Here is a 23,218-nt window from a genome sequence, read left to right on the forward strand (position 1 = left end):
CAGGGACTGAAAAGCCGGTGTAAGCTTCTGCACCATGACGACACAGCCGCAACCCGGCCACGTGAGCCTGGATAGCTCCACCCAGCCCGCCCGCGTCAGAGCCATAGGTGATTGGACGCTCGCCCACTACACGGCTCTGGAGCGCGAGGTGACGCGCCTGCGCAGCGAAGTGGCGGGCAACGCCAGCTTCGACCTGAGCCAATTGGGCGCCCTGGATACCGCCGGCGCCGCCCTGCTCGCCGAATTGCTCGGCGCCGAGCGCCTGGCCGACCTCGCCGAGCTGGAGCCCGGCCTGCCGCGCGAGCGCCAGGCCCTGCTGAAGACCGTCGGCCACGCCCTGCACGACTTCTGCGAGCCGGAGAAACCCAAGCCGCCAACCACCGCCATCGAACTGCTGGCTCGCATCGGTTGTGCCATGGAGACCTTCTGGCTGCACCTCAAGGCACTCCTCGGCTTCATCGGCCTGACCCTGGAGACCCTGTTCCGCAGCCTGGTCCGCCCGGCCAGTTGGCGGGTCACGCCGCTGGTGGCGAACATCGAGAAGAGCGGCCTGGACGCGGTGCCGATCATCGCCCTGCTGACCTTCCTGGTCGGCGCGGTGATCGCCTTCCTCGGCGCCACGGTGCTGGCCAACTTCGGCGCGACCATCTACACGGTCAACCTGGTGGTGTTCTCCTTCCTCCGCGAGTTCGCCGTGCTGCTCACCGCGATCCTCATGGCCGGCCGCACCGCCAGCGCCTTCACCGCGCAGATCGGCTCGATGAAGGCCAACGAGGAGATCGACGCGATCCGCGCCCTCGGCCTCAACCCCATCGAGCTGCTGGTGCTGCCGCGGGTGCTGGCGCTGCTGGTATCGCTACCGATGCTGACCTTCGTCGGCATGCTCTGCGGCATCGTCGGCGGCATGACCGTCTGCGCCTGGACCCTGGACATCCCGCCGGCGATGTTCCTGTCGATCATGGAGGACGGAATCGGCGTACAGCATTTCCTGGTCGGTATCAGCAAGGCCCCGCTGTTCGCCTTCCTGATCGCCGTGATCGGCTGCCTGGAAGGCTTCAAGGTCAGCGGCAGCGCCCAGTCGGTGGGCGAGCACACCACCACCAGCGTGGTCCACTCGATCTTCGTGGTGATCCTGCTCGACGCCCTCGCCGCGCTGTTCTTCATGGAGATGGGCTGGTGAACCAGGACAACCCGCAGGCGATCATCCAGGTCCGCGACCTGTGCAACCGTTTCGGCGCCCAGGTGGTCCACGAGCACCTCGACCTCGACGTCCGTCGCGGCGAGATCCTCGGCGTGGTCGGCGGCTCCGGCACCGGCAAGTCGGTGCTGCTGCGCAGCATCGTCGGCCTGCGCCGGCCGACCTCCGGCAGCGTGCGGGTGTTCGGCGAAGACCTGCTGCAACTGCCGGAGGAGCGCCGCTCCCTGGTCGAACGGCGCTTCGGCGTGCTGTTCCAGCAGGGCGCGCTGTTTTCCTCGCTTACCGTGGTGGAGAACGTCGCCCTGCCGCTGATCGAGAACGCCGGCCTGCCGCGCGCCGACGCCGAGCACCTGGCCCAGGTCAAGCTGGCCCTGGCCGGGCTACCGGCCAACGCCGGCGACAAGTATCCGGCCTCGCTTTCCGGCGGCATGATCAAGCGCGCCGCCCTGGCCCGCGCCCTGGCGCTGGACCCGGACATCCTGTTCCTCGACGAGCCCACCGCCGGCCTCGACCCGATCGGCGCGGCGGCCTTCGACAACCTGATCCGTACCCTGCGCGACGCCCTCGGCCTGACCGTGTTCCTGGTCACCCATGACCTGGACACCCTGTACACCATCTGCGACCGGGTCGCCGTGCTGTCGCAGAAGAAGGTCCTGGTGGTCGACACCCTGGAACGGGTCGCCGCCACCGACGACGCCTGGGTTCGCGAATACTTCCACGGGCCGCGCGGGCGCGCCGCCCACCAAGCCGCCGCCGTGCCGGAGAATCACTGAGATGGAAACCCGAGCCCACCATGTGTTGATCGGCCTGTTCAGCGTGATCGTGATCGGCGCCGCCCTGCTCTTCGGCCTGTGGCTGGCCAAGTCCGGCTCGGAGGGCAAGTTCAACTACTACGACATCGTCTTCAACGAAGCGGTCAGCGGCCTTTCCCAGGGCAGCTCGGTGCAGTACAGCGGGATCAAGGTCGGCGACGTGGCCTTCCTCCGCCTCGATCCGAAGGACCCGCGCAAGGTCTGGGCACGCATCCGCGTGGTGGCCAGCGCGCCGATCAAGCAGGACACCACCGCCAAGCTGGCGCTCACCGGGATCACCGGCACCTCGATCATCCAGCTCAGCAGCGGCACGCCCGCCAGCCCGATGCTGGAGGGCAAGGACGGGAAGATCCCGGTGATCGTCGCCACGCCCTCGCCGCTGACCCAGTTACTGAGCAACGGCGAAGACCTGATGGGCAACATCAACCAGCTCATCGCGCGCTTCAGCAACCTGCTCTCCGAGGAAAACACAGCGCGCATCAGCCGCACCCTCGACCATCTCGACCAGGCCACCGGCGCGCTCTCCGCCGAGCGCGAGAACGTCAGCGCGGTGATGCAGCAGTTGGCCCAGGCGAGCAGGCAGGCCAACGCCGCCCTGGCCCAGGCCAGCGAGTTGATGCGCAGCGCCAACGGCCTGCTCAACGAGCAAGGCAAGGGGATGCTGGAAAACGCCAACAAGACCATGGCTTCGCTGGAGCGCACCAGCGCCACCCTCGACCAGTTGATCAGCGAGAATCGCCACTCGCTGGACGGCGGCATCCAGGGACTCGCCGAGCTGGGCCCGGCGGTCAGCGAACTGCGCGATACCCTGGCGGCACTGCGCGGAATCAGCCGGCGCCTGGAAGAGAACCCGGCGAACTACCTGCTGGGCCGGGAAAAAACCAAGGAGTTCACCCCATGAGGCTCGCCCTTCGCCTGCTGCGTCGCCTGTCCCTGGCCGCCGGCCTGGCCGCGCTCGCCACCCTCGGCGCCTGCTCGATCCTGCCGGAGGCGCAGGTCCTCCAGGTCTACCTGCTACCGGTGCACAACCCTCCGGCCAGCGCCGCCGCGCGGCCGGTCGACTGGTCGCTGCGGATCGCCCGGCCGCGTACCAGCCTGGTGCTGGAGAGCCCGCGCATCGCGGTGCGCCCGCACGGCGACGAAATCAGCGTGTACCAGGGCGCGCGCTGGAGCGATCCGGCGCCGTCGCTGCTGCGCGATCGTCTGATGCAGGCGTTCCAGGCCGACGGCCGGGTCCGCGGCCTGAGCAGCGACGACAGCAACCTGCAGGCCGATTTCGAACTGGGCGGCGACCTTCGCGCCTTCCAGACCGAGTACCCGAACGGCCAGGCCAGCGCGCTGATCCGCTACGACGCGCGCCTGGTGCGTACCGACGACAAGCGCGTGGTCGCCAGCCGGCGTTTCGAGGTCAGCCAGCCGGTGGATGGCAAGAAGGTCGCGGCGGTGGTCAGCGCCTTCGGCAAGGCCGGCGATACGCTGTCGGCCCAGGTTCTCGACTGGACCCTACGCCAGGCCTCGGCGCAACCCGCCGTGCAGCCCTGAAGCGTCCCGCCTGGCCTGGCGACTAGCCCGGGCGCTCCTGGCGGCGCGCCCGGTATTCGTTGGGCGTGCAGCCGAACCAGCGGCGGAATGCCCGGAAGAAATTGCTCGGATCGGCGAAACCCAGCAGGTAGGCGACTTCCAGCAAGGTCAGGCCGGGCTGCTGGAGATACTGTTCGGCCATATCCCGGCGCGTGTCGTCGAGCAGTTGCTGGTAGCTGGTGCCTTCTTCCTGGAGGCGCCGTTGCAAGGTGCGCTGCGACAGGTGCAGCGCCTGGGCCACCCGTTCGCGCTTGGGTTCTCCCTGCGGCAGCAGCCGGCACAAGGTCTGCCGGGTCAGATGGGTAATGCGGCTGGTACTGAAACGCGCCAGGTATTCGCCGGCGAAGCGATCGTGCAACTGGGCCAGCGCCTCGTTGGCCGAGGGTAGCGGCGTCTCGAGGTCGACGCGGGAAAACACCAGCGCGAACTCCTCGGCGTGAAAGCGCAGCGGCGCGCGGAACAGCTCGACATAGGGTGCCAGCGGCTCGCGGGGCGCGCCGGGCAGTTCCACCGCCAGCGGGTCCAGCGACCGGCCGGTGATCCAGCGGACCATGTCCACCAGGTAGGCCAGCGAGCATTCGGCACTCTGCGGTGGCGCCGGCAGGCGATCGCCATGCACCGTGACGCCGATTCGATAGCCCTGCGGCGTGCGGCGGAAAGTCAGGTCGGACGCTTCCGCGATGATCCGCTGGTAGCGCTCCAGGCGCGCGAAGCCTTCCGCCAGGTTGCGGCTCGACATCAGCGCATAGCCGACGACGTGGAAAGCCGGGCGCCGGACCCGGGCGATGTTCAGGGCGATCGCCGGGTTGCCGCTGAGCGCCACCGCACGCTGCCACAGACGGCTCATGGCGTCCTGCGGGAAGCGCGCGTCGGGGTCCTGCAAGGCCTGGTAGTCGAGGCCCAGCTCGGCGAACAGCTGGCGTCCGTCGAGGCCTTCCAGCTCCAGGGCGAGGACGATGCCCTGGACCCAGCTGGACAAGGTTGTACGTTCCGGCATCGGTCTCTTCTTGTTCTGGCGGGAGGCACGCCGACCGTCGTCCGGCCTGGCGGCCCAAGGATACTAAACTGGCCCTGTATGTCATCCGCGACATCGTGCGGCCCGCACTACACTGCGCGGACACAACGAGAGGAGGCATTCCATGAGCAGCCCTGATGACGAGCGTTTCCACAGTTTCGCCGAGTTCTACCCCTACTACCTGCAGGAACACAGCAACGCGGTGTGCCGCCGCCTGCACTACGTCGGCAGCCTGCTGGTGCTGGCGGTGCTCTTCCACGCCGTGGCCAGCCAGCAGTGGCTATGGCTGCTGGCGCTGCCGCTGGTGGGCTACGGCTTCGCCTGGGTCGGCCACTTCGTCTTCGAGAAGAACCGCCCGGCCACCTTCAAGTACCCGCTGTGGTCGTTCATGGGCGACTGGGTGATGCTCAAGGACGCTTTCACCGGCCGCATCCGCTTCTGACCCATCCGCGCGGCTGGCCCCCGGGCCGGTCGCTCCCCCGGGACGACCGTCGGTCCCGGATCGGCGCGCTTTCCTGAACTATCGATCAGCTGTCACTGGCCGCCGCGCAAACGCTTGGTTAAGATTCCGCCAGCAACCTGGCCACCCGCCATTCCCCAGGCGGAAAGCTCACGAGGCCGAGCCGGGACGAAAATACACAGGGATCCTCTCCAGCGCATGAAGCCTACCCTCCCCGACCGCTCGCCGACGAGCCGGTCCGTCGCGTCCATGCGTGAATACTATTCGCGCGTGCTGGCCTATATCGCCTGTGGCGCCAGCATCGCGGCGGGAACCTACACCCAGTATTTCAGCTACGGCATCCTCTGGATGGTGCCCTATGCGCTGCTCTACCCGCACCTGGCGTACCACCTCGGCCAGCGCTTCCGCCAGCACGACCCGCGCAAGGTGACCCGCGCCCTGCTCGCGGTCGACGCCGTGCACTGTGGCCTGGGCATGGCGCTGCTCGGCTTCTCCGTGGTGCCCAGCCTGATGTTCCTGCTGGTGCTGAGCTTCACCACGCTGGTCATCGGCGGCCTGCGCCTGCTCGGCATGGCCTTGCTGGTATCGGCCAGCAGCGCCCTGCTGGTCGCCGTGCTCGTCGCCCCGCCGCTGCTGGGCAATACCCCGGTCGAGGTGGCCGCGGTCAGCATCCTGTTCTGCGGACTGTACATCTGCATCACCGCCTTCTTCGGCCACCAGCAGGGCCTGCGCCTGGCCCAGGTGCGCCAGGAGATCGCCCGCGAGCAGGAAAAGGCCGCGCGGCTCGCGCGCAACCTGGCCAAGTACCTGTCGCCGCAGGTCTGGGAAATGATCTTCAGCGGCAAGAAGAGCGTGCGCCTGGAAACCCAGCGCAAGAAGCTCACCGTGTTCTTCTCCGACATCCGCGGCTTCACCGAGCTATCCGAGGAACTGGAAGCCGAGGCCCTGACCGACCTGCTCAACAACTACCTCAACGAAATGTCGAAGATCGCCCTCAAGTACGGCGGCACCATCGACAAGTTCGTCGGCGACTGCGTCATGGTGTTCTTCGGCGACCCCAGCACCCAGGGCGCGAAGAAGGACGCGGTGGCTGCGGTATCGATGGGCATCGCCATGCGCAAGCACATGAAGGTGCTGCGCCAGCAGTGGCGGGCCCAGGGCATCACCAAGCCGCTGGAAATCCGCATGGGCATCAACACCGGCTATTGCACGGTGGGCAACTTCGGCGCCGACACGCGCATGGACTACACCATCATCGGCCGCGAGGTGAACCTCGCCAGCCGCCTGGAAAGCGCCTCGGAAGCCGGCGAAATCCTCATTTCCCACGAGACCTACTCGCTGATCAAGGACGTGATCATGTGCCGCGACAAGGGCCAGATCGCGGTCAAGGGCTTCAGCCGCCCGGTGCAGATCTACCAGGTGGTGGACTCGCGCCGCGACCTCGGCGCCGCGCCCAGCTACGTCGAGCACGAATTGCCCGGCTTCTCCATGTACCTGGACACCAACAACATCCAGAACTACGACAAGGAACGGGTCATCCAGGCCCTGCAACAGGCCGCCGAACGCCTGCGCGACAAGGTCATCCTCTAAGTTCGTCGAACGCCGCCGGCAGTTCGTCGCGCCATTCCGGCGCAGTCCGCGGGCCGCTCGCCTGCAGAGCCAGGAACTCCTCCGCCGAAACCCGCCAGGACTGTTCTCGCGCCCAGCACCCGCAGGCCTGGCGATCCAGCGCCAGCGCCTGGCGGCAGGCTTCGCCAAGATCCTCGTGCATGACCCCGGTCACGCCCTGCTGCAATACATCCAGCGGCCCCGGCACGGCGAAGGCCGCCACCGGCACGCCACAGGCCAGGGCTTCGAGCATCACCAGGCCATAGGTATCGGTCAGCGAGGGGAACACCAGCACCGAGGCCGCCCGGTAGGCGTCGGCCAGCGCGCGGCCATGGCGGTAGCCGAGAAAACGCGCCTGTGGATAGCGCTGCTCCAGCGCCGCCCGCTGCGGGCCGTCGCCCACCAGCCATTTTTCGCCCGGCAGTTCGAGATCGAGGAACGCCTCCAGGTTCTTTTCCGTCGCCAGCCGCCCGACATACAGGAACACCGGCGGCCGCTCTTTCGCCGGAGGTGTCTCGGCGGGATGGAACAATTCGGTATCGACGCCCTTGCGCCACAGCCGCAGGTGCTGGAAGCGCCAGGCGCAGAACTCGTCGCGCAGGCGCGGGGTGCTCACCAGCACCGCCCGGCTCGGCCGATGGAAGGTGCGCAGGAAGGCATAGCCCCAGGACAACGGCAGCCACGGACAGCGGTCACGCAGGTATTCGGGAAAGCGCGTATGGATCGCCGAGGTGAAGTCCAGGCCGCGCTTGCCCAGCCAGCGCCGCGCGGCCCAGCCGAGCGGCCCCTCGGTGGCCAGGTGCACGGCATCCGGGGCAAAGGCCTCGATCAGCCCGCCGAGGCGCCAGAGGTTCCAGGCCAGGGGGATTTCCGGATAGCTGGGACAGGGCAGGCAGCGGAAGTCGGCGGGCGACAGCACCCGTACCTGGTGGCCCAGCAGTTCCAGCTCGCGCTGCAGGGCCAGCAGGCTGGTGACGACTCCGTTGACTTGCGGTAACCAGGCGTCGCTGACGATCAATAGCCTCATGCCGCCGGCTCGACCGCCGCGGCCTGCGCCGCCAGCCGCGCCTGCTCCTCGGCCAGGCGGTAGAGCTGGATGCTGCCGTCCCAGTGTTCGATCAGCGCCGTGCAGGACTCCACCCAGTCGCCGCAGTTGAGGTAATCGACGCCCTCGATGCGGCGGATCTCGGCATGGTGGATGTGCCCGCAGACCACCCCGTCGAGCCCGCGCTTGTGGCACTCGTGGGCGATGGCTTCCTCGAAGTCGCTGATGAAGTTCACCGCGGTCTTGACCTTGTGCTTGAGGTACGCCGACAGCGACCAGTAGCCGTAGCCCCAGCGCCGCCGCCAGTGGTTCAGCCAACGGTTGAGGAGCAGGGTGAACTCGTAGGCGGAATCGCCGAGGAACGCCAGCCAGCGGTGGTAGCGGGTGATCACGTCGAACTGGTCGCCGTGTATCACCAGCAGCTTGCGGCCGTCGGCGGTACTGTGCACCGCCTCGTCGACCAGGCGGATGTTGCCGAGGATCAGGCTCGAATAGCGGCGCAGGAATTCGTCATGGTTGCCAGTGACGTAGATCACCTCGGTGCCGCGCTTGCTCAGGGTGAGCAGGCGGCGGATCACGTTGGTGTGCGCCTGCGGCCAGTAGATGCCGCCGCGCAGCTTCCAGCCGTCGATGATGTCGCCCACCAGGTAGATGCGATCGGCGTGGTAGCGCTTGAGGAACGCCGCCAGGTGTTCGGCCTGGCAATCCCGCGTCCCCAGGTGGACATCCGAGATCCACAGGGTCCGGACCCGCTGCTTGCGGTTCGAGGTGAAGCGTTGCGCGGTGCTCATCGGCGGGTCTCCGACGGTGTTTTTCCGATCTTGGCCGGCGCCGGTGAAACGACTGTGACAGGCCGGCGACCGTTGCGTGACAGGGCCCGGCTGTCTGTCGCCGGCGCCAGCGGGTAGACTGGGCGCCTGCCTCCGGGAGCTTCGCCATGGGTTCGATCCTTTCCCTGCGCCACTACAGCCACGACCAGATCGTCCACAGCCATGACCATGCCCAATTGGTCCTGGGCCTCAGCGGCTGCCTCGACTTCGAGGTCGAGGGGCGCGGCAGCCGCGTGTTGCGGCAGACCTTCGCGGTGGTTCCGGCGCAAGCCCGGCATGCCTGCTCGAGTCCCTCCGGCAGCCGCTGCCTGGTCCTCGACCTGCCCTGCGACGGCAGCCTGCTGCTGGGCCTGGGCGAACACGCCGAAGCCGGCAGGCGGCTGTTCGAGCGACCGCAGGCGCTGTCGCTGACGCCCGCCCAGGGTCAACTGGTGAACTGGCTGGCCAGCGGCCCGATCAACGACCCGGTGATCGCCCACCAGGGCGCCGGCCTGCTCCTCGCCAGCCTGGCCAGCGAGCGCCAGCCGCCGCGCCAGCAGCCCCGCCTGCCACTGGCCAGCCTCGACGCCTACCTCGACCGCCATGCCGCCCATCCGCTACAGGTAGCCGACCTGGCGCGGCTGGCCGGTCTTTCGGTGGCGCGCTTCCACAGCCTGTTCCTCGCCGAGACCGGACAGACGCCCATGGACTACGCGCGCAGCCGACGCCTGCACCAGGCCCACGAACTGTTGCTGGAGAGCAGCCTGGCGGTGGGCGAGATCGCCGCCCGGGTCGGCTACGCCTCGCAGAGCGCCTTCACCGCAGCGCTGGTCCGCGAGTTCGGCGTCACCCCGCGACAACTGCGTCGCGAGTCCCGCGACAAAACCGGCTAGCCGCACGACAGACAAATCCGTCACGACTCCTTACTCTCTGCCCATCGACAGAACAGGAGTCAGCATGGACATCATCGAATGGCAGGATTTCGAACGCGTCGAACTGCGCGTCGGCACCATCCTCAGCGCCGCTCCCAACCCCAAGGCACGCAAACCCGCCTATGTCCTCGAGGTCGACCTCGGACCGCTCGGCCTGCGCACCTCCAGCGCGCAACTGACCGCACACTACCAGGCCGAGCAACTGGTCGGACGCCAGGTCCTCTGCGTCTGCAACTTCGCTCCGAAGCAGATCGCCGGGGTGCGCTCGGAGGTCCTGGTCACCGGGGTCTACGATAGCGAGGACAAGGTGGTCCTGGCCGGCTTCGACAAGCCCCTGCCCAACGGTGCGCGCCTGGCCTGAAGGATCCCCATGAATCGACGTTCCGCCCTCGCCGCCCTGCACGGCGGCGCCCTCCTCTTCGGCCTGACCGGGGTGTTCGGCAAGCTGGCCAGCGCCTCCCCCGGGGTGATCGTGTTCGGTCGTGCGCTGTTCGCGGTGCTCGCCCTCGGCCTCTTCGCCCGCCTCGCGGGCCAGGCCTGGCGCGCCCTGGGACCCGCGCAATGGCTGCGCCTGGCGCTCTGCGGCCTGCTCCTGGCCGGCCACTGGGTGAGTTTCTTCATCGCCGTGAAGACCGCCGGCGTGGCCATCGCCACCCTCGGCTTCGCCAGCTTCCCGGCCTTCACGGTAATCCTCGAAGGGCTGCTCTTCCGCGAGCGCATTCATCTCGCGGAAGGACTGCTGGTGGTCCTGGTCAGCCTTGGCCTGGTGCTGGTCACGCCGAACTTCGACCTCGCCAGCGGCGCCACCCTCGGCCTGCTCTGGGCGATCCTTTCCGGCCTGCTGTTCGCCCTGCTGTCGCTGGCCAACCGTAGCAACAGCGGGCAGGTCGGCCCGGTGCAGGCGGCGCTCTGGCAGAACCTGGTAGTCGCCCTGTGCCTGCTGCCATTCGCGGTCGGCGAACTACCGGCGCCACCCGCTCTCGACTGGCTCTGGCTGGCCCTGCTGGGCGTCTTCTGCACCGGCCTGGCGCACAGCCTGTTCGTGGCCAGCCTGGCGGTGGTCAAGGCCCGCACCGCGGCACTGGTATTCGCCCTGGAGCCGGTCTACGGGATCGCCTTCGCCTGGCTGCTGTTCCATGAGACGCCGGGGCCGCGGATGTTCCTCGGCGGTGCCCTGATCATCCTCGCCATCGTGCTGTCGGCGCGCCTCGGTGCACGGGGCAGGAAAACCGCAGTCGGCGACGAACGAGGCGATCCCGAGCGCGCCTGAATCCGCCCCGGCCGTCACACCGGCAACCATCGAAAGTCCGCAGGGAATAAAAAAACCCGGTCGAACACGCGGGGGGAAGGGGTTCGACCGGGTGCTGCGTCCAATCACCGGAGCGTTGGCAGAGGGACGCAAAGGGAGGTGTCGGTTTCCAGCGCCTGCCGCATCCGCTCACGGGCTCGCGCCAGGCCTTTCTCACGGAATTCCGGGCCCATGTTCATGCCCTCCGCGTGGATGAAGGTGACGTCGTGGATGCCGACGAAGCCCAGCACCTGGCGCAGATAGGGTTCCTGGTGATCGAGACCACCGCCGGCGTAGATCCCGCCGCGGGCGGTGAGAACGAAGGCGCGCTTGCCCTGTAGCAGGCCTTCCGGCCCCTGCTCGGCGTAACGGAAGGTCAGGCCGGCGCGCAGCACATGGTCGAACCAGCTCTTCAGGCTGCTGGGAATGGCGAAGTTGTACATCGGTGCCGCCAGCACCAGCACGTCCGCCATCCGCAACTCCTCGGTCAGGCGATTGGAACGCTCGAGGGCGCGCCTTTCCGCAGCGCTATGGCCATCACAGGGGGTGGTCCAGGCTCCCAGCAATAATTCATCAAGGTGCGGCAGCGGCTCGCGCGCCAGGTCGCGGACCTGGAAGCGATCAGCGGGATGCGCGATTTTCCAGTGGGAGATGAATTCCGCCGTCAGCAGGCGGGAAACCGAGCCCCGTTGGCGGGCACTGCTCTCGATAACCAGGACACGGGACATGACTCGACCTCCACCCACTGCGCTACAACGATGGAGGTGAGGGTAGAGAATGATTAATCGATTAAAAAGTTGAAAAAACCGCTGTTAAATATCGACCAGGTTGATTTATAAACAGGCACCACCTAGTCTTTCGGTGAGAGAACGCTCTATTTCGCGATCTTGCAGGTCAGCTTGATCCGCAACTTGATGATGTCGCGGCCGAACTGCGCGGTGAAGTTGCTGTTCTGCCCGGGCTGGATCACGCCCTTGCGCACTTTCGGGGTCTCCGGGCCGTTGCGGAACACCGCCGTGCACTCTGCCGCCTGGCCTCCCAGGTTGGTGAGAAGGATCGCGCCCATGTCGCGCCCGATGTCCTGGGTGCTGTAGGAGACCTCGGTGCCGTTGAGTTGCGGGTCGACCTCGATCGGATAGGCGAAAGCGGACAGGGGCAGCAGCGATAGTGCGAAACAGCAAAGCCTTTTCATGGCCGGACTCCCGGTAGCGACAGATGGAAAAATGGCAACACCCTGAAAACCACGGCATCCCGTACGTCAAGAGAATGGACAGCCATCCCGTACAGGACGCCGACGACACGATAAGCGAAGTCGCCCCTCCGGCGCACTCGTCATCGCCTGCCGGCCGCGGAAACGCCGGCGAGGCATCCCTGCATTCGAGGAGGCGGAAATGAAAGCGCCACGCGTAACCCTGGACCAATGGCGGACCCTGCAGGCGGTGGTCGACCACGGCGGCTTCGCCCAGGCCGCGGAAGCCCTGCACCGCTCGCAATCGTCGATCAGCTATACCGTGGCGCGCATGCAGGAACAGCTCGGCGTGCCGCTGCTGCGCATCGACGGACGCAAGGCGGTGCTGACCGAGGCCGGCGAAGTATTGCTGCGCCGTTCGCGGCAACTGGTCAAGCAGGCCGGGCAACTGGAGGAACTGGCGCACCACATGGAACAGGGCTGGGAACCCGAGGTGCGCCTGGTGGTGGACGCCGCCTACCCCACCGCGCGGATCGTCCGCTCGCTGTCCGCCTTCATGCCGCAGAGCCGCGGCTGTCGCGTGCTGCTGCGCGAGGAAGTGCTCTCCGGCGTCGAGGAAGCGCTGATCCAGGGCGCCGCCGACCTGGCGATCAGCGGCCTGATCATTCCCGGCCACCTCGGCGCCGACCTCAGCGTGGTCGAGTTCGTCGCCGTGGCCCACCCCGACCATCCGCTGCACCGCCTGCAACGCGAACTGACCCACCAGGACCTGGAAACCCAGATGCAGGTGGTGATCCGCGACAGCGGCCGGCTACAGCCGCGCGACCACGGCTGGCTGGGCGCCGAACAGCGCTGGACGGTGGGCAGCCTGGCTACCGCGGCGACCTTCGTCGGCAACGGCCTGGGCTTCGCCTGGCTGCCGCGACACATCATCGAGCGCGAACTGCAGAGTGGCCAGCTCAAGCCGCTGCCGCTGAGCCAGGGCGGCGTGCGGCAGAGCCGCTTCTACCTCTACACCAACAAGGAAAAGCCGCTCGGCCCGGCCAGCCAGATCCTCATGGAAATGCTCAAGTCGTTCGCCAACGTACCGCTCAACGCGCCCTTCGCGGCGCCCGAACCGGCCGCCGAGTGAACGCAGATGCCTGACTTCCAGCACCGCGACTGCACCCTCGTCTACGACGACCACCCCGGTCCCACCGAGCGCGCGCCGGTCCTGCTGCTGCACGGTCTCGGTTCGAGCGCCCGCGACTGGGAATACCAGTTGCCGGCCCTGCTGGGCCACTACCGCCTGCTGGTCCCGGACCTGCGCGGCCACGGCCGCTCCGGCAAGCCGCGCGGCGGCTACAGCATGGCCGGCTTCGCCGAGGACTGCGCGGCGCTGCTCGACCGGCTCGGCTGCGGCCCGGTACACCTGGTCGGCATCAGCATGGGCGGGATGATCGGCTTCCAGTTGGCCTGCGACCGACCCGACCTGCTGCGCAGCCTGACCATCGTCAACAGCACTCCGGAAGTCATCCCGCGCAAGCCTCGCGAACATCTGGAGGTGGCCAAGCGCAAGCTCCTCTCGCGCCTGCTCAGCCTGCGGACCATCGGCCGCGCCCTCGGCCGGCTGTTGTTTCCCAAGGCGGAACAGGCCGGGCTGCGAGAGAAGATCGAGGCGCGCTGGGCGGAGAACGACAAGCGCGCCTACCTGGCCAGCCTCGACGCGATCATCGGCTGGGGCGTGCAGGAACGATTGGCCGAGATCGCCTGTCCGACCCTGGTGATCAGCGCGGATCGCGACTACACGCCGGTATCGCTGAAGCAGGCCTATTGCGAGCGGATCGCCGACGCCCGCCTGGTGGTGGTGGAGGACTCCCGCCACGCCACGCCGATGGACCAACCCGAGATTTTCAACACCACCCTGCTCGGCTTCCTCGCCGATATCGATAAAACCAAGGAACAACCATGCTCAAACGTCTCCTGATCGCCGCCTGCACCCTGCTCTTCGCCGGTTCCCTGCTGGCCGCCACTCCTGCCGCCAAGCCGCACGTCCTGATCGCCACCAGCCTCGGCGAGATCGAGGTAGAACTCGATCCGGCCAAGGCGCCGATCAGCGTGAAGAACTTCCTCGAGTACGTCGACAGCGGCTACTACGACGGCACCCTGTTCCACCGCGTGATCCCGGGCTTCATGGTGCAGACCGGCGGCTTCAGCGCCGGCATGCAGGAGAAGAAGACCCGTGCACCGATCAAGAACGAGGCCGACAACGGCCTGCTCAACGAGCGCGGCACCCTCGCCATGGCCCGTACCGGAGTGGTCGACTCGGCCACCAGCCAGTTCTTCATCAACCTGACCGACAACGACTTCCTCAACCATGGTGCCCGCGACTTCGGCTATGCCGTGTTCGGCAAGGTGGTGCGTGGCATGGGCGTGGTCGACCAGATCGCCAAGGTTCCCACCACCCGCCGCAACGGCTTCGCCGACGTGCCGAGCGACGACGTGGTGATCCTGTCCGCCAAACGCCTCTGAGTCCAGCCGCAGGGGCTTGATCCGGCGGGCCCAGGACGGGCCCGCTCCAGAAGAGAGCCATCATGCTTTATCGTCGTTTCGAACGTCTGATCGACCCGTTCCGCAGTGCTTCCGAACGCATGCCGCCCAGCGAAGTGCTGCGTTTCTATGTCTACTTCCTGCGCCAGGTCTGGCCGGTGTTCCTGGCCCTGCTGGTGGTCGGCCTGATCGTCGCGCTGATCGAGGTGGCGCTGTTCAGCTACCTCGGCCGCATCGTCGATCTCGCCCAGAGCACGCCCAGCGCGGAGTTCTTCCGCGTGCACGCCAACGAACTGATCTGGATGGCGGTGGTGGCGCTGGTCCTGCGCCCGCTGTTCAACGCCCTGCACGACATGCTGGTGCACCAGAGCATCAACCCGAGCATGACCAACCTGATCCGCTGGCAGAACCACCGCTACGTGCTCAAGCAGAGCCTCGGCTTCTTCCAGAACGATTTCGCCGGGCGCATCGCCCAGCGCATCATGCAGACCGGCAACTCGTTGCGCGATTCGGCGGTGCAGGTGGTGGACGCCCTCTGGCACGTGCTGATCTATACCGTCAGCGCCCTGGTGCTGTTCGCCGAGGCCGACTGGCGCCTGATGATCCCTCTGGTGCTGTGGGTGTTCGCCTACGTCGGCGCCCTCGCCTACTTCGTTCCCCAGGTCAAGCGCCGCTCGGTGGAGGCCTCGGATTCGCGCTCGAAGCTGATGGGGCGGATCGTCGACGGCTACACCAACATCACCACGCTGAAGCTGTTCGCCCACACCCGCCAGGAAGAGGACTACGCCCGCGAAGCGATCGGCGACCAGACCCTCAAGTCGCAACGCGCCGGGCGCGTAGTGACCTCCATGGACGTGACCATCACGGTGATGAACGGCGTGCTGATCACTGGCACCACCGGCCTGGCCCTGTGGCTGTGGAGCCAGGAGCTGATCTCGGTGGGCGCCATCGCCCTGGCCACCGGGCTGGTGATCCGCATCAACAACATGTCCGGCTGGATCATGTGGGTGGTCGGCGGCATCTTCGAGAACATCGGCCAGGTCCAGGATGGCATGCAGACCATCGCCCTGCCGCGCAAGGTGGTCGACCGCGAGGACGCCCAGCCGCTGCGGGTAGAGCGCGGCGAGGTGGAGTTCGAGCACATCGCCTTCCACTACGGCAAGGGCAGCGGCGTGATCCAGGGTCTCGACCTGAAGGTCCGGCCCGGCGAGAAGATCGGCCTGGTCGGACCTTCCGGCGCCGGCAAGTCGACCCTGGTCAACCTGCTGCTGCGCCTGTACGACCTGGAGAGCGGACGCATCCTGGTCGATGGCCAGGACATCGCCGGGGTGACCCAGGAAAGCCTGCGCGCGCAGATCGGCATGGTCACCCAGGACACCTCGCTGTTGCACCGCTCGATCCGCGACAACCTGCTCTACGGCCGCCCCGGCGCCAGCGACGCGGAACTCATGGAAGCGGTGCGCAAGGCTCGCGCCGACGAGTTCATCCCGCTGCTCAGCGACGCCGAGGGCCGCCGCGGCTTCGACGCCCATGTCGGCGAACGCGGAGTGAAGCTCTCCGGCGGCCAGCGCCAGCGCATCGCCATCGCCCGGGTGCTGCTCAAGGACGCGCCGATCCTGATCCTCGACGAAGCGACCTCGGCGCTGGACTCGGAAGTCGAATCGGCGATCCAGGAAAGCCTGGAGACCCTGATGCAGGGCAAGACGGTGATCGCCATCGCCCACCGCCTGTCGACCATTGCGCGCATGGACCGCCTGGTGGTGCTGGACAAGGGCCACATCGCCGAAAGCGGCACGCATGCCGAGTTGCTCGCCCATGGCGGCCTCTATGCGCGCCTCTGGCAACACCAGACCGGCGGCTTCGTCGGCGTCGACTGAAGCCTCGGCACCGGGCGGCGGCTCGCGCCGCCCGGCCTGGGTGACCTTGTCAAAGGCTCTGCAACGGGCCTTTTCGCGGCAATCATCACCGCCGTCGATCTCGACTAGCACGCGCTTCGATTTTTTCCGCCAGCGAAACGGTGTTCTTATCGAACCCGTGCCCCGGCTCGATCCCGACGCCTGCCGCATCGTCCCCGTCCACCTGGCGTCGGCCACGGACGACCAAGGATGCCAGTGCTCGGTACCGGGGATTTCGCCCCATCGCTACGGAGAATCACAGAATGAAACTTGCCTCTGTCGTGTCCGCCGTCATCACCAGCCTCGCCCCCATGGCCTTCGCCCAGGACGTGGACAAGGACCCGGGCCGCGGCCTGCCGGTCGAGGAATACCACTACGGCATGCAACTGGACGTGAAGAATGTCCTGCACCGTACCGACAATTCGACCAGGACCGGCGTAGTGCCGGTGACCGTGGTCTACGAGGACCATAGCGGCGAGCTGCACAAGATCCGCTTCCTCGAATGGGGCGGCAGCACCAGCAACGGCTGAGCGGACGCCACGCCCTATCGTTCCGGCCCCCTTCAGGCCTGGCGGTAGGGCAACAGGCCGTGGGCCTCCTCGGCGTAGGCGCGCACACCCGCCCGCTCCTGTTCGAGGAACTGCGCCACGGCATCGCGCAGACCGGGATGCGCCAGGTAGTGCCAGGAGCGCGTCAGCACCGGCTCGAAACCGCGGATCAGCTTGTGTTCGCCCTGGGCGCCGGCGTCGAAGCGCGCCAGGCCGGCGCCGATGGCGAATTCCAGGCCCTGGTAGAAGCAGGTCTCGAAGTGCAGCCGGTCGAACTCGGCCAGGCATCCCCAGTAGCGCCCGTACAGGGTATCTCCAGCGACCAGGCTGAACGCCATCGCCACCGGCTTGCCACGCTGGTGGGCGAAGACCACACGGATCGCCTCCGGCATGCGCTCGGCCAGCAGGCCGAAGAACTCGCGGCTCAGGTAGGGATCGCGGTCGCGCACCAGGTAGGTGTTGGCGTAGCAGAGATAGACGAAATCCCACTCCAGTTCGGACAACTGGCCGCCTTCCCGCCATTCGAACTCGATGCCCTGTCCGCCGACCTGTTCGCGCTCCTTGCGCAGTTGCTTGCGCTTGCGCGAACTGAGGGCCTCGAGGAAGTCCTGGAAGTCCCGATAGCCGCGGTTGTGCCAGTGGTACTGGCAACCCAGGCGTTCGAGCCAACCGTCACGCGCGGCAAGCAAGGTGTCCGCCCGGGCGTCGGTGAAATTCACATGGATGCTCGACAGACCGCTCGCCTCGGCCTCCTCGCCAAGGGACGCGAGCAGCCCCTGCAACCCTTCGTCCTCGCCCAGCAGGCGCGCACCGGCGACCGGGGTGAAGGGCACCCCTACCAGCAGCTTCGGGTAGTAGCGGATACCGGCCCGCTGGCAGGCGTCGGCCCAGCTCCAGTCGAACACGTATTCGCCGTACGAGTGCGCCTTCACATAGGCCGGCAGCGCCGCGCACAGCCGCCCTTGCGGATCGCGCAGCACGCGATGAGCCGGGCGCCAGCCGGTAGCGGGCGTCACGCTGTGGCTGTCTTCCAGCGCGGACAGGAAAGCATGACGCAGGAATGGCTGGGCGGGAGGCAGCAAGGCGTCCCACTCGGCGGCGTCGATATCGGCAAGGGTGGCAAGCGTCTGGATCGGCATGCGCGCCAGTCTGGCGCGAGACGCAAGGCAAGTGAAGCCGGTCGATGGAAAAAAGCGCCCGGCGGACCCGCGATGAAACCGCCCTTCTCCAAGCGAAGGCTTCAATCCATCCTACGTAGAGCGCATAACGCCAACGGCGTTATCCGCCGATACCCCGCCGCAACGGCGGAGCGAAAGCTGGGAACCCTCCGCGTAGGGCGAATAACGCCGGAGGCGTTATCCGCCGATACCCGCCGCGACGGCGGATAACCGCGATGCGGTTATTCACCCTACCCCAGCGCAGAGCGAAAGCTTGGAACCCTCCGCGTAGGGCGCATAACGCCGGAGGCGTTATCCGCCGATACCCGCCGCGACGGCATTCCCGATCGGGCCCTAGATCATGCCCAGCAGCAACAGGACCAACAGCACCACCAGCAATGCGCCGATGATCCCCGAGGGCCCGTAGCCCCAGTTGCGCGAATGAGGAAAGACCGGCAGACCGCCGATCAGCAGCAGGATCAGGATGATCAGAAGAATCGTACCGAGACTCATGGGCGTCGCTCCTGTTCGGCTCATGGGGCAAAGGGCGGGAGATTCCGCCCTTGTAGTTCTCGACCCCCGCCGAGCAACGAAGATTCAATAAATCCGCGACCTCCAGCCTCAGTGGATGACCTTGGGCGCCGGCCCCTTGAGCAGACGCATGAACATCAGCGCCACCGCCTGGGCGTCGCCGAGGGCGGTGTGGCGACCGCTGACCGGCACATCCAGGGCCCGCGCCAGGGTGTCGAAGCGCAGGTCGATGTGTGCGTCGGGAAAATGCCGGCTGACCTTCCGGTGGTACAGCGACGAAATCTCGATGGAGGGGTTGTGCAACTGTCGGTCGAGGAGCTGGCGCAGGTGCCGGTTCAGCACGGCGACATCGAACGACAGATAGTAGCCCAGCAGCGGTCGGTCGCCGATGAACGCCAGCACCTGGCGCAGGGCCTGCTCCAGCTGCAACTGTCCCTCCAGGTCGGCGCGGCGCAGCTTGTGGATGCGGATCGACTCCGCATCCAGGCTCGGCGGCGGCTCGACGTAGAGTTCCAGGCGCTCGCCCATGACCAGTTTGCCGCGCCGCACCAGCACCGCGCCGATGCTGAGGATGTCGGCACGACGCGGGTCGAGGCTGGTGGTCTCGAGATCGAGGGAGATCACTTCCTCCGCCTCGACCGCCTCGTGCATCCACCAATACAGCCGGCGGCGCCAGCCCGGCCAGCGGCTGTCGGGCAACTTGACCATGGTGTTCATCGGGTCTCCAGGTGGAATTGACGGGCCACGCTCTGCTTGAACTTCTTCACCACATGCAGGCCGTAGCGCAGCATGTCGCGATCGTGGCGGCTCATGCCGCTGACGTCCAGGCCCTGCTGGCGACCGTCGTGTTGGCCGGCCAACTGGCGGGTCAGGCGCAGTTGCAGGAACAGCTCGAAAGACTCGCTCAGGTCGTCCGCCAGGCGTGCTTCGAGGACCTTGTGTCGCTTCAGCGCCTCGATCCGTGCCAGGGTCCCGCGGGTCTCCAGGCCTTCGCGCAGGGCCAGGGTGCGGATGCCGTGGACGATGGGGAAGATCCCGCCGCGCTTGAGATCGAGGCGGGCGTCCTGGGTTTTCAGCTGGCCGAGGAAGGTCAGCGGCGTATCGAATTGCAGGGCCGCCGCCGCGATATCCGCCAGCCAGCGCTCGCCGCCGTCGGCGAAACCGCGCAGTTGCCGACGCAACGGCTCGAACAGCTGCAGGTTGCCGGCCACCGGCCAGGCATCGGCCAGGATCGACAGGCGCAACAGCTGCTCCGGCTTGCCCTCCAGCAGCGTCCCGCGCAGCTCCGCCTGCCAGGCCGCCAGCGGCTTGCACCATTCCGGCCGACTGGCCATTACCCCTCCGGGACAGGGCGGATAACCGAACTCCAGCAAGGCCGCGCTGAAGCGCTGCATCATCGCCAGGGCCTGTTCCTGCGGCAGATCGTCGGCCAGGACCAGGGCATTGTCCTGGTCGGTCTTCAGCAACTGCTCGCCGCGTCCTTCGCTGCCCATCACCAGCAAGCAGCAGCGCCCGCGCAGGGTTGGCGGCAGCAACAATTCGAAAAGCCGTTCGAGCAATTGCTCGTTGAGCGCGCTGACCAGCTGCATGATGAAGCGCAGGCGGATACCGTTGCCGGCCAGGGTAGCGATCAGGGTGTCCAGGGTTTCCGCGCAGCGGCGCAGGTCGCCGAGGTCGTCGGCGCGGGCGATGCGCAGCGCCAGGACGTGGGAATGGGTGGAGAACAGGCTGAGCACCTGGGTCAGGTGCAACAGGCCGATCACCTGACCGTCCTCCGTGACCGCGACCCGCTCGATACGCTGGCGCGTCATGAGGATCATCGCGTCGAACAGGAAATCGCCCAGTTCGACGCTGGCCAGCGGACCATGGGCCAACGGCCCGATAGCCTCCAGCTCGCTGCGCCCGTCGCGGAAGTGCGCGCTCATGAGGTCGGTGCGGGTGACGATGCCGAGCTCGGGCCCGTCCCTCTCCAGCCGCACCAGCAGGGCATCGGCGCCGTGGCTCAATTGCAGGCGCGCGGCGTCGCCGAGGGACAGCGAGGCCTCCACCTCCAGCGCCGGCAGCAAGTGCTCGCGGGCGATGCGGGTAAGGATGAACTCGGCAAGGTTCTGCCCGTCGCGCTGGGCCAACTGGCGCTTGGCCGCCAGGTCGGCCTGGAAGAACCGGGCGAAACCCGGGTTCTCCCCGCACAACTGGTGGAAGCAACTGGCCGGCAGTTCGTAGACGATGCTTTCCTCGATCGCCAGGTAGCGATGCTTGCTGCTGCCGGAAAACAGCCCGCGGACGTCGAACAGGTCGTCCGCGGCGTACTGGGCGAACACTCGCCCGTCGTCGCCGCGCTCCTCGACCACGCCCTTGAGCAGGACGAACAGCCCGGGGACCGCCGAACCGGCCTCCAGCAAGGTTTCCCCCGGCGCGTAGTAGCCTACGCTGAGGGCCTGCTTGAGGGTCTCGCGCTGATGGGGACGCAACTGGTCGAAGGGCGGCGAGGCGAAGTTGAAACTGTCAGGCATGGCTCATCTCGCTGTAACCGGGACGCTGAAACGAAAGGCGGCGGACCGGAAATCCGGCCGCCGCCTCGGGCTACGTCTTCACGTAGCGCTTAGTGGGCCACCGCGCCAGAGGCGCCCAGGCCGGTCTGGGAACGGATGAACTGCGGGAAGAAGCGCGCCCGCTCCTCGTCGGCCGCCGCCGACTTGTCGGTGATGGAGAAGAACCAGATACCGACGAAGGCGACGATCATCGAGAACAGCGCCGGGTACTCGTACGGGTAGATGGCTTTCTCGTGGCCGAGGATTTGCACCCAGATGGTCGGGCCGAGGACCATCAGGCCCACCGCGGTGATCAGGCCCATCCAGCCGCCGATCATGGCGCCGCGGGTGGTCAGCTTCTTCCAGTACATGGAGAGCAGCAGCACCGGGAAGTTGCAACTGGCGGCGATGGAGAAGGCCAGGCCGACCATGAAGGCGATGTTCTGCTTCTCGAAGAGGATGCCGAGCACGATGGCGACCACGCCCAGGGCCACGGTGGTCATCTTCGAGACCCGCAGCTCGTCCTTCTCGTTGGCCTTGCCGCCCTTGAACACGCTGGCGTACAGGTCATGGGAGACGGCCGAGGCCCCGGCCAGGGTCAGCCCGGCGACCACCGCGAGGATGGTGGCGAAGGCCACCGCCGAGATGAAGCCGAGGAACAGGCTGCCGCCCACCGCGTCGGCCAGGTGCACCGCCGCCATGTTGTTGCCGCCGATCAGGGCGCCGGTGGCGTCCTTGAAGTCCGGGTTGGTGCTGACCAGCAGGATCGCGCCGAAACCGATGATGAAGGTCAGGATGTAGAAGTAGCCGATGAAACCGGTGGCGTAGAACACGCTCTTGCGCGCTTCCTTGGCGTCGCTGACGGTGAAGAAGCGCATCAGGATGTGCGGCAGCCCGGCGGTGCCGAACATCAGCGCGAAGCCCAGGGAGAATGCCGAGATCGGATCCTTGACCAGGCCGCCCGGACTCATGATCGCCTCGCCCTTCGGATGCACCTTGATGGCTTCGGAGAACAGCGTGCTGACGTCGAAGTTGACGTGCTTGAGCACCATGATCGCCATGAACGAGGCGCCGGAGAGCAACAGCACGGCCTTGATGATCTGCACCCAGGTGGTCGCCAGCATGCCGCCGAACAGCACGTAGAGCACCATCAGGATGCCCACCAGGACCACTGCGACATGGTAGTTGAGGCCGAACAGCAGCTCGATCAGCTTGCCGGCGCCGACCATCTGCGCGATCAGGTAGAACGCCACCACCACCAGCGAGCCGCAGGCCGACAGGGTGCGGATCTGCTTCTGCTTGAGGCGGTAGGAGGCGACGTCGGCGAAGGTGTACTTGCCCAGGTTGCGCAGGCGCTCGGCGATGAGGAAGAGGATGATCGGCCAGCCGACCAGGAAGCCGATCGAGTAGATCAGGCCGTCGTAGCCGGAAGTGAAGACCAGCGCCGAAATACCCAGGAAGGATGCCGCCGACATGTAGTCGCCGGCGATCGCCAGGCCATTCTGGAAGCCGGTGATGCGGCCGCCTGCGGCATAGTAGTCGGCCGCCGAGCGGTTGCGCTTGGATGCCCAGTAGGTGATGCAGAGGGTCGCGCCGACGAAGGCGACGAACATGACGATGGCCGAGACGTTCAGCGGCTGGCGCTGCACGTCGCCGGTCAGCGCGTCGGCCCAGAGGGCCGGAGCGAAGGCGGCAAGGCCGAGCGCGGCAAGGAGACGAGCGATCATTGCTGCGCCTCCTTGAGGATTTCCTGGTTCAGGCTGTCGAACTCGCCGTTGGCGCGACGCACGTACAGGCCGGTCAGGATGAACGCGGCAAGGATCAGTCCGACACCCATCGGGATGCCCCAGGTCACGGACGAATCGGGACTGATACGCGCGCCCAGCAGCTGCGGCTGGAAAGCAATCAGCAGGATGAATATCACGTAGAGGCCAAGCATGATCGAAGAAAGTATCCAGGCGAAACGCTCTCGCTTGGCCACCAACTCCTTGAAGCGCGGATTGGTATCAATCCGCTGGTAGATGCTGTCGTTCATTGTTTTTATCCTCACAGCGGGGTGACGCGGAATGTCGTCGATATCCACTGTAGGA

General features: G+C 66.9%; 25 protein-coding genes. 14 read left to right on the plus strand and 11 right to left on the minus strand.

The genetic code is table 11. The features are described from left to right. Positions 1-34 precede the first annotated feature (34 nt). Genes JHD77_RS24425 through JHD77_RS24440 form a run of 4 tightly spaced genes read left to right on the plus strand, consistent with a single transcriptional unit; the run spans position 35 to position 3,552 of the window. The gene (locus JHD77_RS24425) at positions 35-1,180 is read left to right on the plus strand and encodes an MlaE family ABC transporter permease (RefSeq protein ID WP_003116404.1); all 1,146 of its coding nucleotides are present in this window, start codon (positions 35-37) and stop codon (positions 1,178-1,180) included. Continuing rightward, entirely contained in the window at positions 1,177-1,971 is a 795-nt protein-coding gene (locus JHD77_RS24430) for an ABC transporter ATP-binding protein (protein ID WP_003124351.1), read from the plus strand. Before JHD77_RS24425 ends, JHD77_RS24430 begins: the two co-directional genes overlap by 4 nt. Position 1,972: 1 nt before the next feature. Further along, the gene (locus JHD77_RS24435; RefSeq protein WP_003114822.1) at positions 1,973-2,911 is read left to right on the plus strand and encodes an MlaD family protein; all 939 of its coding nucleotides are present in this window, start codon (positions 1,973-1,975) and stop codon (positions 2,909-2,911) included. Beyond that, positions 2,908-3,552 carry an ABC-type transport auxiliary lipoprotein family protein gene (locus JHD77_RS24440; protein WP_014602687.1) on the plus strand — a complete coding sequence of 215 codons (645 nt, stop codon included), beginning with the start codon at positions 2,908-2,910 and terminating at the stop codon, positions 3,550-3,552. The genes JHD77_RS24435 and JHD77_RS24440 overlap by 4 nt, the downstream gene beginning before the upstream one ends. 22 nt (positions 3,553-3,574) lie before the next feature. Here the strand turns inward: JHD77_RS24440 and JHD77_RS24445 are convergent, their stop codons facing one another. Next, entirely contained in the window at positions 3,575-4,588 is a 1,014-nt protein-coding gene (locus JHD77_RS24445) for an AraC family transcriptional regulator (protein ID WP_003114821.1), read from the minus strand. Positions 4,589-4,730: 142 nt separating this feature from the next. Here JHD77_RS24445 and JHD77_RS24450 point away from each other — a divergent pair, with 142 nt between their 5' ends. Then, positions 4,731-5,048 (plus strand): Mpo1-like protein, encoded by a 318-nt coding sequence (locus JHD77_RS24450; RefSeq protein WP_003114819.1) that lies wholly within the window; start codon positions 4,731-4,733, stop codon positions 5,046-5,048. A gap of 216 nt (positions 5,049-5,264) precedes the next feature. Continuing rightward, positions 5,265-6,656, plus strand: coding sequence for a protein CyaB (locus tag JHD77_RS24455; protein ID WP_025325043.1), 1,392 nt, complete (start codon positions 5,265-5,267; stop codon positions 6,654-6,656). Here JHD77_RS24455 and JHD77_RS24460 read toward each other — a convergent pair. Then, positions 6,646-7,701 carry a glycosyltransferase family 4 protein gene (locus JHD77_RS24460; RefSeq protein WP_015649197.1) on the minus strand — a complete coding sequence of 352 codons (1,056 nt, stop codon included), beginning with the start codon at positions 7,699-7,701 and terminating at the stop codon, positions 6,646-6,648. The two genes, JHD77_RS24455 and JHD77_RS24460, sit on opposite strands and share 11 nt — an antisense overlap. After that, positions 7,698-8,510, minus strand: a complete 813-nt coding sequence (locus tag JHD77_RS24465; protein ID WP_003091510.1) for a UDP-2,3-diacylglucosamine diphosphatase — start codon at positions 8,508-8,510, stop codon at positions 7,698-7,700. Before JHD77_RS24465 ends, JHD77_RS24460 begins: the two co-directional genes overlap by 4 nt. A 146-nt stretch (positions 8,511-8,656) precedes the next feature. On the opposite strand from JHD77_RS24465, the gene JHD77_RS24470 reads away from it, so the two are divergent. The 3 genes from JHD77_RS24470 to JHD77_RS24480 all read left to right on the plus strand — a co-directional run bounded on the left by JHD77_RS24470 (position 8,657) and on the right by JHD77_RS24480 (position 10,730). After that, the gene (locus JHD77_RS24470) at positions 8,657-9,421 is read left to right on the plus strand and encodes a helix-turn-helix domain-containing protein (protein WP_003114816.1); all 765 of its coding nucleotides are present in this window, start codon (positions 8,657-8,659) and stop codon (positions 9,419-9,421) included. A 64-nt stretch (positions 9,422-9,485) separates the two neighbouring features. Next, on the plus strand, positions 9,486-9,821 hold the full coding sequence (locus JHD77_RS24475; protein WP_003109191.1) for a tRNA-binding protein: 336 nt from the start codon (positions 9,486-9,488) through the stop codon (positions 9,819-9,821). Positions 9,822-9,830: 9 nt separating this feature from the next. Further along, positions 9,831-10,730, plus strand: coding sequence for a DMT family transporter (locus JHD77_RS24480; RefSeq protein WP_115288736.1), 900 nt, complete (start codon positions 9,831-9,833; stop codon positions 10,728-10,730). A 104-nt stretch (positions 10,731-10,834) separates the two neighbouring features. On the opposite strand, the gene azoR3 is transcribed toward JHD77_RS24480, so the two are convergent. Next, on the minus strand, positions 10,835-11,476 hold the full coding sequence (azoR3, locus tag JHD77_RS24485) for an FMN-dependent NADH-azoreductase AzoR3 (protein ID WP_003114814.1): 642 nt from the start codon (positions 11,474-11,476) through the stop codon (positions 10,835-10,837). Between the two features lie 146 nt (positions 11,477-11,622). Next, complete coding sequence (locus JHD77_RS24490; protein WP_003091533.1) at positions 11,623-11,940, minus strand: hypothetical protein; 318 nt, start codon at positions 11,938-11,940, stop codon at positions 11,623-11,625. Between the two features lie 199 nt (positions 11,941-12,139). Here JHD77_RS24490 and JHD77_RS24495 point away from each other — a divergent pair, with 199 nt between their 5' ends. From JHD77_RS24495 to JHD77_RS24515, 5 genes are all read left to right on the plus strand, one after another. Next, positions 12,140-13,069, plus strand: a complete 930-nt coding sequence (locus tag JHD77_RS24495; protein WP_003091534.1) for a LysR family transcriptional regulator — start codon at positions 12,140-12,142, stop codon at positions 13,067-13,069. A 6-nt stretch (positions 13,070-13,075) separates the two neighbouring features. After that, positions 13,076-13,903, plus strand: coding sequence for an alpha/beta fold hydrolase (locus tag JHD77_RS24500; RefSeq protein WP_003119699.1), 828 nt, complete (start codon positions 13,076-13,078; stop codon positions 13,901-13,903). After that, positions 13,885-14,448, plus strand: coding sequence for a peptidylprolyl isomerase PpiA (gene ppiA / locus JHD77_RS24505; RefSeq protein WP_003114812.1), 564 nt, complete (start codon positions 13,885-13,887; stop codon positions 14,446-14,448). The genes JHD77_RS24500 and ppiA overlap by 19 nt, the downstream gene beginning before the upstream one ends. Before the next feature lie 62 nt (positions 14,449-14,510). Further along, the gene (locus tag JHD77_RS24510; RefSeq protein ID WP_003109184.1) at positions 14,511-16,343 is read left to right on the plus strand and encodes an ABC transporter ATP-binding protein; all 1,833 of its coding nucleotides are present in this window, start codon (positions 14,511-14,513) and stop codon (positions 16,341-16,343) included. Between the two features lie 281 nt (positions 16,344-16,624). Beyond that, complete coding sequence (locus JHD77_RS24515) at positions 16,625-16,891, plus strand: DUF2790 domain-containing protein (RefSeq protein ID WP_003091540.1); 267 nt, start codon at positions 16,625-16,627, stop codon at positions 16,889-16,891. A 32-nt stretch (positions 16,892-16,923) separates the two neighbouring features. Here JHD77_RS24515 and JHD77_RS24520 read toward each other — a convergent pair whose 3' ends face one another. From JHD77_RS24520 to JHD77_RS24545, 6 genes are all read right to left on the minus strand, one after another. Next, on the minus strand, positions 16,924-18,048 hold the full coding sequence (locus JHD77_RS24520; protein WP_003114811.1) for a GNAT family N-acetyltransferase: 1,125 nt from the start codon (positions 18,046-18,048) through the stop codon (positions 16,924-16,926). 372 nt (positions 18,049-18,420) lie between these two features. Continuing rightward, the gene (locus JHD77_RS24525) at positions 18,421-18,579 is read right to left on the minus strand and encodes a DUF3309 family protein (protein WP_003109182.1); all 159 of its coding nucleotides are present in this window, start codon (positions 18,577-18,579) and stop codon (positions 18,421-18,423) included. 108 nt (positions 18,580-18,687) lie between these two features. Further along, the gene (locus JHD77_RS24530; RefSeq protein WP_003114810.1) at positions 18,688-19,314 is read right to left on the minus strand and encodes a 3'-5' exonuclease; all 627 of its coding nucleotides are present in this window, start codon (positions 19,312-19,314) and stop codon (positions 18,688-18,690) included. Continuing rightward, positions 19,311-21,110: a CBS domain-containing protein gene (locus tag JHD77_RS24535; protein WP_049270082.1), complete on the minus strand. Its 1,800-nt coding sequence runs from the start codon at positions 21,108-21,110 to the stop codon at positions 19,311-19,313. Before JHD77_RS24535 ends, JHD77_RS24530 begins: the two co-directional genes overlap by 4 nt. 89 nt (positions 21,111-21,199) lie before the next feature. Further along, positions 21,200-22,855: a cation acetate symporter gene (locus JHD77_RS24540; protein WP_003091546.1), complete on the minus strand. Its 1,656-nt coding sequence runs from the start codon at positions 22,853-22,855 to the stop codon at positions 21,200-21,202. Beyond that, entirely contained in the window at positions 22,852-23,163 is a 312-nt protein-coding gene (locus JHD77_RS24545; RefSeq protein WP_003091547.1) for a DUF485 domain-containing protein, read from the minus strand. The genes JHD77_RS24540 and JHD77_RS24545 overlap by 4 nt, the downstream gene beginning before the upstream one ends. Between the last annotated feature and the right edge of the window lie 55 nt (positions 23,164-23,218).

Origin of the sequence: Pseudomonas sp. P20, assembly GCF_016463925.1 — a bacterium.
Taxonomy (GTDB): domain Bacteria; phylum Pseudomonadota; class Gammaproteobacteria; order Pseudomonadales; family Pseudomonadaceae; genus Pseudomonas; species Pseudomonas aeruginosa.